This is a genomic window from Nocardia sp. PLKS1-43 (assembly GCF_059510335.1).
On record NZ_JCAJZQ010000006.1, the window covers coordinates 351,509 to 363,851 of the forward strand.

Annotated in this window: 11 protein-coding genes, 1 tRNA gene and 1 pseudogene; 6 read left to right on the forward strand and 7 right to left on the reverse strand. The window is 67.7% G+C overall.

All coding sequences use genetic code 11. The features are described from left to right. Positions 1-1,281 (reverse strand): phosphoribosylamine--glycine ligase, encoded by a 1,281-nt coding sequence (gene purD / locus AC5WS7_RS23450; protein ID WP_495956700.1) that lies wholly within the window; start codon positions 1,279-1,281, stop codon positions 1-3. Positions 1,282-1,328: 47 nt separating this feature from the next. Between purD and AC5WS7_RS23455 the strand changes: the two genes are divergently transcribed. Next, positions 1,329-1,754, forward strand: coding sequence for an HIT family protein (locus AC5WS7_RS23455; protein WP_495956701.1), 426 nt, complete (start codon positions 1,329-1,331; stop codon positions 1,752-1,754). A 6-nt stretch (positions 1,755-1,760) separates the two neighbouring features. Here AC5WS7_RS23455 and AC5WS7_RS23460 read toward each other — a convergent pair whose 3' ends face one another. Both AC5WS7_RS23460 and AC5WS7_RS23465 read right to left on the reverse strand, forming a co-directional pair. Then, positions 1,761-3,191 carry a sensor histidine kinase gene (locus AC5WS7_RS23460; RefSeq protein WP_495956702.1) on the reverse strand — a complete coding sequence of 477 codons (1,431 nt, stop codon included), beginning with the start codon at positions 3,189-3,191 and terminating at the stop codon, positions 1,761-1,763. A 76-nt stretch (positions 3,192-3,267) separates the two neighbouring features. After that, complete coding sequence (locus tag AC5WS7_RS23465) at positions 3,268-4,005, reverse strand: response regulator transcription factor (RefSeq protein ID WP_495956703.1); 738 nt, start codon at positions 4,003-4,005, stop codon at positions 3,268-3,270. Between the two features lie 442 nt (positions 4,006-4,447). On the opposite strand from AC5WS7_RS23465, the gene AC5WS7_RS23470 reads away from it, so the two are divergent. Beyond that, on the forward strand, positions 4,448-5,245 hold the full coding sequence (locus AC5WS7_RS23470; protein ID WP_495956704.1) for an SAM-dependent methyltransferase: 798 nt from the start codon (positions 4,448-4,450) through the stop codon (positions 5,243-5,245). Between the two features lie 129 nt (positions 5,246-5,374). Here the strand turns inward: AC5WS7_RS23470 and AC5WS7_RS23475 are convergent. Beyond that, positions 5,375-5,653 (reverse strand): annotated as a pseudogene (locus tag AC5WS7_RS23475) (MmyB family transcriptional regulator); the annotation flags it as partial. A 120-nt stretch (positions 5,654-5,773) separates the two neighbouring features. Between AC5WS7_RS23475 and AC5WS7_RS23480 the strand changes: the two are divergent. Beyond that, positions 5,774-6,586 carry a DUF72 domain-containing protein gene (locus AC5WS7_RS23480; protein ID WP_495956705.1) on the forward strand — a complete coding sequence of 271 codons (813 nt, stop codon included), beginning with the start codon at positions 5,774-5,776 and terminating at the stop codon, positions 6,584-6,586. Between the two features lie 377 nt (positions 6,587-6,963). Continuing rightward, entirely contained in the window at positions 6,964-8,529 is a 1,566-nt protein-coding gene (locus AC5WS7_RS23485) for a multicopper oxidase family protein (protein ID WP_495956706.1), read from the forward strand. Between the two features lie 344 nt (positions 8,530-8,873). Here the strand turns inward: AC5WS7_RS23485 and AC5WS7_RS23490 are convergent. From AC5WS7_RS23490 to AC5WS7_RS23500, 3 genes are all read right to left on the reverse strand, one after another. Beyond that, a tRNA-Thr gene (locus AC5WS7_RS23490) sits at positions 8,874-8,948 on the reverse strand. 143 nt (positions 8,949-9,091) lie between these two features. Next, positions 9,092-9,334 (reverse strand): MbtH family protein, encoded by a 243-nt coding sequence (locus AC5WS7_RS23495; protein ID WP_025346909.1) that lies wholly within the window; start codon positions 9,332-9,334, stop codon positions 9,092-9,094. Between the two features lie 177 nt (positions 9,335-9,511). Then, positions 9,512-10,345 carry an alpha/beta fold hydrolase gene (locus AC5WS7_RS23500; protein ID WP_495956707.1) on the reverse strand — a complete coding sequence of 278 codons (834 nt, stop codon included), beginning with the start codon at positions 10,343-10,345 and terminating at the stop codon, positions 9,512-9,514. Between the two features lie 180 nt (positions 10,346-10,525). Here AC5WS7_RS23500 and AC5WS7_RS23505 point away from each other — a divergent pair, with 180 nt between their 5' ends. Then, entirely contained in the window at positions 10,526-10,693 is a 168-nt protein-coding gene (locus AC5WS7_RS23505) for a hypothetical protein (RefSeq protein ID WP_169813300.1), read from the forward strand. A gap of 78 nt (positions 10,694-10,771) precedes the next feature. Continuing rightward, the gene (locus AC5WS7_RS23510) at positions 10,772-12,304 is read left to right on the forward strand and encodes an alpha,alpha-trehalose-phosphate synthase (UDP-forming) (RefSeq protein WP_495956708.1); all 1,533 of its coding nucleotides are present in this window, start codon (positions 10,772-10,774) and stop codon (positions 12,302-12,304) included. The last annotated feature ends 39 nt before the right edge of the window (positions 12,305-12,343 follow it).

Consider the following 12,343-nt stretch of genomic DNA (forward strand, 5'->3'; position numbering starts at 1 on the left):
TCAGGCCGACGGTATGGCGATGCGGTTCTCGACCGCGCCCAGGGCGATATCGGTGCGGAAGTGGCTGCCGGTGAGCTTGATCGCGGCGATGCGGGCGTAGGCGTGGGCGCGAGCCTCGGCGAGATCGGCGCCGGTGGCGACGACGTTCAGGACGCGGCCGCCGGCGGAGACCAGGGTGCCGTCCGCGCGCAGGGACGTACCGGCATGCAGCACTTCGGTATTCGACTCGGCGGCCTCGGGTCCGGTGCCGGTGATCACATCGCCGGTGCGCGGGCGGGCGGGGTAGTTCTCGGCGGCCAGCACCACGGTGATCGCCGCGCCGTCCTTCCAGCGCGGAGCCTCGGTCCGCGCCAGAGTCCCTGTGGCAGTGGCGTTCAGCAGTTCGCCGAGCGGGCTGTCCAGCAGGGCGAGCACGGCCTGGGTCTCGGGATCGCCGAAGCGGCAATTGAATTCGACCACCGCGGGTCCGGCCTGCCCCATCGCCAGCCCGGCGTACAACAGTCCGGAGAACGGCACGTCGCGCCGGACCATTTCCGCCGCAACGGGTTTCACCACCGTCTCGACGATCTCGCCGACCGCGCCCGCGGGCAGCCACGGCAGCGGCGTGTACGCGCCCATGCCGCCGGTGTTGGGACCGATATCGCCGTCACCGACCCGCTTGTGATCCTGCGCGGGCAGCAGCGGCACCACCGTCTCACCGTCCACCAGACAGAACAGCGAGACCTCGGGGCCGTCCAGGAAGGATTCCAGCAGCACCGGATGGCCCTGCTCGAGCAGTTCGGCGGCGTGATCGCGGGCCGCGGACCGATCGGCGGTGACCACCACGCCCTTACCCGCTGCCAACCCGTCGTCCTTGACCACCCAGGTCGGGCCGAAGCGGTCCAGCGCGGCATCGAGCTCACCGGGGTGGTCCACGATCTCGCTGCGCGCGGTGCGCACGCCGGCGGCGGCCATAACATCCTTGGCGAACGCCTTGGACCCCTCGATCCGCGCGGCCGAGGCGGACGGTCCGAAACACGCGAACCCGGCCGCGCGCACGGCATCGGCGATGCCGAGCACCAGCGGCACCTCGGGCCCGATCACCACCAGATCGGCGTCGTAGTCGGTGGCCAGCGCGACCACGGCCTCCGCGCTGCACGGATCGACCGGCCGGACATCGGCCTGCTGCCCGATGCCGGGGTTGCCGGGCGCAGCGCAGACCGCGCTCACCCCCGGATCCCGGCGCAGGGCCACTACCAAGGCGTGTTCACGAGCTCCGGAACCGATGACGAGTACGCGCACGCAGCACAGCTTAGGTGACCGGCCCAGGACAGGGCACAATGCAGACCATGGCTTCTGTTTTCAGCGCGATCATCGCCGGTCAACTGCCCGGACGGTTCGTCTGGGAGGATGAGGAATTCGTCGCATTCCTCACCATCAACCCGATCACCCAGGGGCATACGCTGGTGGTGCCGCGCCAGGAGATCGATCAGTGGCAGGATCTCGACCCCGAGGTGTTCGCCCGGATCAACGCGGTGGCGCAGAAGATCGGCAAGGCCGTGCGCGCCGCGTGGGGCGCTCCCCGGGCGGGCCTGCTGATCGCCGGACTCGAGGTCCCGCATCTGCACGTGCACGTCTTCCCGGCGTTCCAACTCGGCGATTTCAACATCTCCGGCGCGGATCCGGACCCCAGCAAGGAATCCCTCGACGAGGCGCAGGCCAAGATCAAACAGGCCCTGCGCGACCTGGGCTACGGCGCGAACGTCCCGGACTGAACCGGCTCAGGACGCCTCGCGCGGCAACCGCACCGTGAACGTCGTGCCCTCCCCCGGGGTGCTGTCCACCGACACCGTGCCGCCGTGCGAGGCGACCAGCGCCTGCACGATGGACAACCCCAGGCCGGTGCCTCCGCTGTCCCGGCTGCGTGAGGTGTCGGTGCGGTAGAAGCGCTCGAAGATGCGCTCGGCCTCCTGCGGCGGCAGACCGGGGCCGGTATCGACGACCTCCATCAGCACCTCGTGCCCGGCGGGGGTCAGCCGCACCGTCACCGGGGTGCCCGGCGGGGTGTGCACGAGCGCGTTACCGGCCAGATTTCCCAGCACCTGACGCAATCTCGCCTCGTCGCCGGAAACCTCCAGAGTTCCCTCGCCGGAACGGATTTCGAGATCGATGGGCCGCGGCGGGCCGTCCGGGTGCCGGGTCGCGTCGACCGCGCGCAGGTTGTGCACGGTATCGCTCGCGATCGCCAGCAGATCCACCGGCCGGCGCTCGAGCGGACGCTGCGCATCCAGCCGGGCCAGCATCAACAGGTCCTCCACCAGCAGGCTCATCCGCTTGGACTCGCGCTCGATCCGGTCCATCAGCATGTCCGATTCCGGCACGGCCCCCTGCCGGTACAGTTCGGCGAACCCCTGGATCGTCGTGAGCGGCGTGCGCAGTTCGTGACTGGCGTCGGCGACGAACCGCCGCATCTTGGCCTCCGAACGCCGCGCGGCCTCCTCGGATGCCTCGGTGGCGGCGAATGCCTGCTGGATCTGCGCGAGCATGCTGTTCAGCGACTGTGACAGCAGATCGACCTCGGTGCGGGTGCCGCGCACGGGAACTCGCCGATGCAGATCACCCCCGGCGATCGCGGACGCGGTCTCCTCCACCTCGCGCAGGGGCCGCAGACTGCGCCGGATGACCAGTTGCGCGACCGCGGCCAGGATCGCCAGCACCGCCAGCCCCACGAAGATCTGCAGACCAACCAGACGGTCGACGATGTTCTTGCCCTGATCCAGATGCACCGCGACCACGCTGACGCCGTCGGGGTGGACGACCTCCAGCGCCCGCCAGCGATCGGACGGTTTGCCCACCGAGCCGACCGTCCGGGGATGGTTGTCCAGGTCGGGTGGCAGATCGGGCACCGACGACGATGGCGCGGACCGCAATTCCACCACCCCTTGCGCATTCGTCGTGCGCACGTAGAACATCGGCGGCAGCCTGCTCGGCAGACGCGCTTCCGGGCGCGCCCAGATATGCGCGGCGTCGAACAACTGGCGGTCCACACCGCCCAGTACGACGCGTTGCATGACCGAGGTGACGACCACACCGGATATCAGCAGTCCCAGGGCCGCGAGGAATACCAGTGCGACGACCAGCGTCACGCGCAACGGCACCGCGGCCAGACGATGCGTGATCGCCCGGCGAACTCTCGCGACGCCACCAGCCATGCCCGTATTCTCCATATCGGCCGAAGCAGTGTCGTTTATGGCCGGGAACCTCCGACGCGCGCGATCGGGCGGGCGCTCATTTCGCCGGGGAATTCCTGCGGCTCGGTGAACGCATGACGTAGCCCACTCCGCGCAGCGTGTGAATCAACTGATCCGGGCCGGTGTCCACTTTCTTGCGCAGATAGGAGACATAGGTCTCGACCACGCCGACCTCACCGCCGAAATCGTAGCGCCAGACGTGGTCGAGAATGCGCGGCTTACTCAGCACCGTGCCAGCGTTCACCATGAAATAGCGCAGCAGGGTGAACTCGGTCGGGGACAGCGAAACCGGTTCCCCCGCCTTCCACACCTCGTGCGTATCGTCGTCCAGTTCGATGTCCTCGAACCGGATTCGCGAGGATTTGCGTTCCTCCACCGCGTGGCCGGAACGGCGCAGAATGACCCGCAGTCGCGCCACGACCTCCTCCAGGCTGAAGGGTTTGGTGACGTAATCGTCCGCGCCGAGAGTCAGGCCGGTGACCTTGTCCTCCACCTCGTCGCGGGCGGTGAGGAACAGCACGGGCGCCTCGATGCCGTCGGCGCGCAGCCGGCGCAGCAGGCCGAAGCCGTCCATGCCCGGCATCATCACATCGACGATGAGCGCATCGGGCCGGAAGGTCTTGGCCTTGTCCAGGCCCTCGGCGCCGTTGACCGCCGAGGTGACCTCGAACCCCTGGTAGCGCAGGCTCACCGACAGCAGTTCGACGATCATGGGCTCATCGTCGACGACCAGAATCCTGGCCTCGGGCGCCCGGTCCGCTGGCACACCATTCATGAGGGACATCGTCCCTCGCCCAGTGCGGAACCTGCTGAACGTAGCCTGGGAGTTTCCTGGGAAGCATCTCGGGCATTGCTCGGAACCGGCCGCGAGCGGCGGCGATATCGCTGGTGAGAGCCGGTATGCGGCAAGCACCACCCGGCCGGTGTCCCGCAGCCCGCCGGGTGACCGGAGCGGATCGGTCACGTGCCCTGCAACGTCCGGGAATCCGTCCCGCCCAACCGGATACGCGCAGATTGTCCGGAAATCAGCTGAGCGCCAACCACGATCGCGGCGCGGCTCGGAACCCGAGTCGCGCGCACCACGCCCGCGCGGATACCGGCAACCTCGGGGCGTTCCTCGGACGCACCCGCCGAAACCGTATTATCATGCGAATTGCATTGCGTCCGCTCGATATTGGCTCTTGCGTAGCAACATTTGTCGACTAGGAGGTCGAGTGATGGCGAACAACCGGGTCGTGGATCCCACCAAACCCAGCAGCGCTCGCATCTACGACTACTTCCTGGGCGGCAAGGACAACTACGAGGTCGACCGTCAGGCCGCGGCCAAAATCCTCGAGGTGTGGCCGACCGTCGCCTCCGGCGTGCACCACAACCGCGACTTCATGACCCGCGCGGTGCGCACGCTGAGCGATCTCGGAGTGCGGCAGTTCCTCGACATCGGCACCGGGATCCCGACCGAACCGAACCTGCACCAGATCGCCCAGAAGCTCAATCCGGCCGCCCGCGTGGTGTACGTGGACAACGATCCCCTGGTCCTGGCCTACGCACACGCTCTGATGGCGAGTACCGCCGAGGGCAAGGTCGCCTACATCGATGCCGACGCCACCGATCCCGAGGCCATCCTGTCCGCACCGGCCTTCGCCGAAACCCTGAACCTGGACGAACCGGTCGCCGTGAGCCTGATCGCGGTCCTGCATTTCGTCCGTGACGAACAGGAGCCGTACCGCATCGTCGACACCCTGATGAACGCCATGGCTCCCGGCTCGTACCTGGTCATCTCGCATGTCACCGCCGATTTCGACCCCGAGACCATGCGCCGCGCCCTGGCCACCTATCGCGCCAGCGGCGTGCACGCCCAGAATCGCAACCGCGACGAGGTCACCCGCTTCTTCGACGGCTACGAACTTCTCGACCCCGGCGTGGTCGGCGTGCACCGCTGGCGTCCCGAATCCGACCTGCCCGACTGGCGCGACGCCGAAGCGGGGTGCTGGGCGGGCGTCGCCCGCAAGAACTGAGGACGCTCGCGGGGAGCTATCGCCGATAATCGCCGACGTCGGCCCCGAGGACACCGAGCAATGCCAGTGCCTCCGCATCGCGGGATCCCGTCGGCGCGCTGTAGAGCACGAGGTCTGGTCGCGGTCGACGAGTGCGAGAGCATCGCAGTCGACGGTGACCTCGCCGAGGGCGGGGTGATCGAAGGTCTTGCGGAGCATCGGCGTCGCGTGCACGTCGTGCCGATCCCACAGCCGGTCGAATTCCGAACTGCCGGACCGTAATTCGTCAACCAGTTCGATCACCGCCGGACCCGACGGATAACGGGCGATGGTGGAGGGCAGGTGCATCACGACGTGGTGCCGGAATTCCGCGGCATCGGAGATGCCATACAACGGCGTCGTATCGGCCGTGGACCTCCGCGCCGCCATGACATCATCCCGGTCGACGGCGGCGCGGGCGGCTGAAACGCGGCGCCCCGAGTTCGTTCGCGACCGCGTACCTCACCGGCACGGGAGATTGCGGTGGCTGCGGGCGGGAACGTTCCCTGAATGGCGATCATCATCGGCACGTCGGGATGGCAGTACGCGGACTGGCGCGGGGTCCTCTATCCGAAGGGCGTCGCGCAGCGCCGGTGGCTGGAGCACTACGCGGGCGCGTTCGCCACGGTGGAATTGAACGCCGCCTTCTACCGCCCGATGGCGCGCACGACCTTCGAGGGCTGGCGCACCCGCACCCCGGACGACTTCGTCATGGCGGTGAAGGCGAGCCGCGTGCTCACCCATCATCGGCGACTGCTCGACCCGGAGATCCCGCTCGAGCGGATGCTCGACTCGGCGCGCGGGCTCGGTGACAAGCTGGGTCCGCTGCTGATCCAATTGCCGCCCAACCTGCCCGCCGCACCGGACCGCCTGTCGGCCGCGCTGCGGCTGATCCCGGCGGATGTGCGCGTGGTGGTGGAGCCCCGCCACGAGAGCTGGTGGACCGACGAGGTGCGCGCCGTCCTGGCGGAACGCGGCGCGGCGCTGTGCTGGGCCGACCGGCTGGACCGGCCCGTCACCCCGCTGTGGCGCACAACAGACTGGGGCTACCTGCGCTTTCACGAGGGCACCGGCATGCCGTGGCCCTGCTACGAGGAGAACGTCCTGGACGACTGGGTGCACCGCCTCGGCGAAACCTGGGACGCCGGTCACGACATCTACGTCTACTTCAACAACGACCCCGGCGGCGCGGCCATCCACAACGCCATCCGCTTCGCCGCCGTCGCCCGCGCCGCCGGTTGGCCGGTCACCCGCACCCCCGCACCGCTACCCCCGGCCACCGACCCGCCCGAAGTCTCGCGGGAGTGGAACACGCCCTGGTGAGGTCGCTACCGAGTCGCTGACCACGTTGGCGGACAACAAGTTTCATGCGTCGCGCGGACGTAGCTCAGCCGAGCCGCCCGAAGCGCCACCCGGCTCGTGAGGCCTCATGTCGAGGCATACCAGCAGGCTCTCCCGGGCGGTAGCCGAGTTCGGACAGCCGGATGCTGTTCACCCGGCTGCGAACCGTGCGGGCACGCCGACATACGGTCACTCGCTCAACGAGAACCGAGAGCCGCCGATGAATCCGATGTTCACCCCACCGCCACATCGTGACCTGCGACCGGAATGCCCACCTCGGTACCGCTCTCACAGCAGAGAGTGGACGTGTTCCGGACACACCAAACGCATACCCCACCGGGGTTATGTATCATCGCGTCATGGCTGATCAGCGGCTACCGCGACAACTACCCGCGACCTCGGCGCCGGTGACTCGGCGAGGCTTTCTAGCTCTCGGTGCCGGTGCCGCCGCTGTTCTTGCCTCGTGTTCGACCGGCTCGTCGAGCTCGCCCCGCCTCGTGCGCCCCGATTCCGAGGCCGTCCGAACAGTCGAGAACGCTCGCCGCGCCGCGAATGCTCCCGTCCGGCAGGTGCGCCTGCGTGCCGCACCGGCCAATGTGGACCTCGGTGGCGTTCAGGTGTCGACCTGGGCCTATGCGGACCGGCTTCCGGGAAGCGAGATCCGGCTCAGACGCGGCGAGGTCCTTCGTGCGGATCTCACCAACGCCCTACCTGCCCCGACGACGGTGCACTGGCACGGCATCGCGCTGCGCAACGACATGGACGGAATGCCCGATCTGACCCAGTCCGCGATCGCGCCCGGCGGCACCTTTCGTTACGAGTTCACCGTGCCCGACGCGGGCACCTACTTCTTTCACCCGCATGTGGGAGTACAGCTCGACCGTGGTCTGTACGCGCCGCTGATCGTCGAGGGCCCCGCCGACGGCGCCGACTACGATCTGGAAGCCGTTGTCGTGCTGGATGATTGGCTCGACGGTGTCGACGGCCGCAACCCCGACGAACAGTTGCGGCGGCTACGCGCCACGGGGATGGCCGGCATGCCCGGGATGGATATGGGCGCGATGGGCGGCATGAACATGGGTTCCTCGCCGATGTCGATGCCGATGGATCCGAATGCGCCGCTGGGCTCGGATGCCGGTGACATCAAGGACTATCCGTACTACCTGATCAACGGACGTATCGCTGCCGACCCGGTCGTCTTCAGCGGCAGACCCGGGCAGCGGATGCGGCTGCGGATCATCAACGCCGCCGCTGATACCGCGTTCCGCGTCGCGGTCGGCGGCCACCGGTTGCGCGTCACCCACAGCGACGGCTACCCCGTCCAGCCGGTGACCACGGCCTCGGTCCTGATCGGCATGGGAGAACGCTACGACGCGATCATCGACCTCGGCGACGGCGTGTTCCCGCTCATCGCCGCCGCGGAAGGCAAAACCGGACAGGCCTTCGCGTTGATCCGCACCGGCGGAGGCGCCCCGCCCGCCGCCGACACGCGGCTTTCGGAACTGGCGGCCGCACCGCTGACAGCGGCCCGGCTCGCGGCGGCCGAGGCGGTGCGCCTGCCTCGCCGCGCCCCGGACACCACCCTCGAGGTGGCCCTCGGAACCGCCTCGTCCGAATACATCTGGACGATCAACGGCAAGGCCTACCGCGAGCACACGGCGCTGGATGTGTCTGCCGGGCAACGAATTCGGCTGCGGTTCGTGAACAAGACCATGATGTTCCACCCGATGCACCTGCACGGCCACACCTTCCAGATCGTCACCGCGGACGGCACCGGCGCACGCAAGGACACCGCCATCGTGCTACCCATGCGAACAGTCGAAGCCGAACTGGACGCCACCAACCCTGGGCAGTGGATGCTGCACTGCCACAACGCCTACCACGGCGAGGCCGGCATGATGACCGTGCTGTCGTATGTGCAGTGACGCACCCTGTTCACCGCGACTCGGCCGCCCGATCATCGCAGCCGTGACCATCGGGCCGCCACTGCGGCGCCGGCGAGGAACACCGACGGAACCAGCGATCCGGTCAGCAACGCTGGACTAGATCCCGGCGCCTGAGCCTCGGGTCTGTACGACCTGGGCCGTGCGCAGTTTCGCCAGGTGCTGTGACCCCGACCGGGCAGGTCACGATGCCACCTATCCGGCATCAACCCCGTATGCCGTGGGCGCGCTGCCGTCATGCGGCGACAGCAAAGTTCAGCGTTGTCCGGACGGCGCGCTTGGTCAGCGAAAATGGGCTCCGACCCGATTCGCAGGTCAGAGCCTATTGGAGCCCCCTGTCAGGATTGAACTGACGACCTTTCGCTTACAAGGCGAGTGCTCTACCACTGAGCTAAGGAGGCGGAAAAAGCGGAGCCATCATAACCGGGGGGATGGCTGGGGGCGAAAAAGCGTGGTCAGCGGGGATGGGCAGGGCCGGGCGACCGCATGCGGGATACATGCGGTCGCCGGGTCGTCGTGCTCACGCGGTGTCGAGTAGCCGGGATCAGGACTGAGAAGCCTGGCGGGCCGCGTCGTCGGCCGCCATCGCGTCGCGCAGGCTCTTGGGACGCATATCGGTCCAGTTCTTCTCGACGTACTCGACGCAGGCAGCCCGGCTGTCCTCACCGAACACGACCCGCCACCCGGCGGGAACCTCCGCGAAAGCTGGCCAGAGGGAATGCTGCTCCTCGTCGTTGACCAGAACGAAGAAGCGGCCGTCTTCGTCGTCGAAGGGGTTGGTGCTCATCTCACCTCACTGATACTGGCACTGTGTGTTGGGCATGCGCTACGGGTACGAAACACTGACGGCCCTCCGGGCGGAGCGACCCCCAATACCTGATATCGACCCTAGCAAGACCGGCGTTACCGCCGGGGAGTTACCTGGCCGCCACGACACCGGGGCCGCCTTCGCGAACGGACCGCCTCAGCCGCCGAAGAATTCCAGCAGCACCTTGTTCACCGCGTCGGGGCGTTCCAGGTAACCATAGTGCCCCGCGTCCGGAATCTCCTGATACCGCGCGGCCGGAATCACCTGCGCGACCTCTCTGGCCAAATACGGCGGGATCATCCGGTCGTCGGCGAATCCGACCGACAGGCACGGCACCTTGATCCCGCGGTAGGCCTGCAGCCGGTCGAAATCGTGATCCATCGCGCGCTGCGCCCGGATTCCGGGCGCGACCGGCCCGCCGGTGAACTCGAACAGGTCGAGCCAATCCCGCGCCGCGTTGACGTCGGAGAGAGTCGCCGGTGAAAGATTCATCACAGCGGTCAGCGCGGCCTCGTACTTCGGCGGTAGCTTCACCCCGCTGGCGTCGAGTTCGTGCTCGCCCAGCGAGAGTGTCTTCTGGAACTGGTCCAACCGCCCGTGACCGGCCAGGAATACCGCCTTGCGAACCAGGTCGGGACGAGCCAGCGCGAGTTCCTGCGCGACCCGCGCACCCATCGACGTGCCGGCCAGCAGCACCGGACCCTCGTCCAGGAACTCGATCAGCGCGGCGGTGTCCTTCACCAGGTCATCGATGGTCATTCCGTGCGCGGCCTCGTACGAGGGGGCGATGCCGCGGTTGTCGAAGGTGCACACCCGGTATCCGGCCGCGACCAGCGCGGGGACCTGATGCAGCTCCCACACCCGGCCCGGACTCCCGGTTCCCATGATCAGCACGACCAGCGGGGCGGCGCCCTTGATATCGCTGCCCTTGGCCTTGTCCCCCTTGACCTGGTAGTTCAGTGCTATTCCGTTCACCGTGGCCAACGGCATGATGATCCGAACCCTTTCTGCCGACACATACAGTCTTCCCACGGTATAGGCATCGCGAACCTCATCGTTTCAGGGTTGCCGCTTCACGCGGTTGCCGCCCAACCGGCCCCATTCCCATGACCGATACGATTGACTTCTCGCAACCGTGAGAACTCAACCCATAGTCGAGAGGACACGATGATGGCCGCGAAGGGCGCCAACGACATCGCGGACGACGATCTGGAGCCGCTCGCCGACGAGACTGCTCGACAGGCCCAACGAGTCGTCGCCGCTTACGCTGAAGATGCGGACGAATGCCGGATGCTGCTGTCGATGCTCGGTATCGGTCCCAGCGGCCGGGGCGAATAACCGACCCCGACCCCGCACTTACAACTCCACAGGGCTCTCCCGGCCCGCGGCAAACCGGAGGTTCCAGTAATGGACCAGATGAGCGCAAACCCATCGGATCAGCGACGATCGGATGCGGGAGCCCAACCGCCTGCGACAGCTCCACATGGCGCGGGTTCCGGATTCGTCGTGGTCGCCAACCGCCTGCCGGTGGATCTGCAGCAGCTTCCCGACGGTACGACCCGCTGGAAGCGCAGTCCCGGCGGCCTGGTCACCGCCCTGGAACCGGTCCTGCGCAACAACAACGGCGCGTGGGTGGGCTGGGCCGGCGTCCCCGACGTGGATCTGGACCCGATCATCGAGGACGGGCTGGAACTGCATCCGGTGCCGCTGTCCTCGGCCGAGGTCGCGGACTACTACGAGGGATTCTCCAACGGCACCCTGTGGCCGCTGTATCACGACGTGATCGTGCGGCCGGAGTACCGGCGGCACTGGTGGACCGCCTACGTCGAGGTCAACCGGCGTTTCGCCGAGTACACCGCGAAGGTCGCCGCCGAGGGGGCCACGGTCTGGGTGCAGGATTACCAACTGCAACTGGTGCCGAAGATGCTCCGGATGCTGCGCCCGGACCTGACGATCGGCTTCTTCCTGCACATCCCGTTCCCGCCGGTGGAACTGTTCATGCAGATGCCGTGGCGGACCGAGATCGTCGAGGGCCTGCTGGGCGCGGATCTGATCGGCTTCCACTTACCCGGCGGCGCCCAGAATTTCCTGTACCTGGCCAAACGCCTTGCCGGACAACCGACTTCCCGCGGCACCGTCGGCGTGCGCTCGAAACTCGGTGTGGTTCAGGTGGGTTTCCGCACGGTACGGGTCGGCGCCTTCCCGATTTCGATCTCCTCGGCCGAACTCGACGAGCAGTCCCGGCGGCGTTCGGTGCGCGAGCGGGCCGCGCAGATCCGCGACGAGCTGGGTAACCCGAAACATATTCTGCTGGGCGTGGATCGGCTCGATTACACCAAGGGCATCGATATCCGCCTGGCCGCGCTCGAAGAACTGTTGCGCGAGGGCCGGATCGACCCGGCGGAGATCGCCATGGTGCAACTGGCCACGCCCAGCCGGGAGCGGGTGCAGAGCTACATCCAGATGCGCGGCGATATCGAACGTCAGGTCGGGCGCATCAACGGCGAATTCGCCCGCGTGGGTTATCCGGTGGTGCACTACCTGCACCGGCCGATTCCGCGCGAGGAACTGCTCGCCTTCTTCGTCGCCGCCGACGCGATGCTGGTGACCCCGCTGCGCGACGGGATGAATCTGGTCGCCAAGGAGTACGTGGCCAGCCACAGCGGTCTGAACGGCGCCCTGGTGCTGAGCGAATTCACCGGCGCCGCAGCCGAATTGCGTCAGGCGTACCTGTGCAACCCGCACGACCTGGACAGCGTCGAGGACGCCATCATGGCCGCGCTCACCGACAATCCCGACACCCGTCGCCGCCGCATGCGCGCGCTGCGCCGCCAGGTCCTCGCGCACGACGTGGACCGTTGGGCCAGAGCGTTTCTCGACGCGCTCGCCCAGGATCAGGTGGCCGGCAGCGCACTGCTGTCCGATGCCGACCTGGATCCGGGCCGCTGACAACGTCTTTCGCGCCGAGGATCGGCGCCGGTGCGCGGC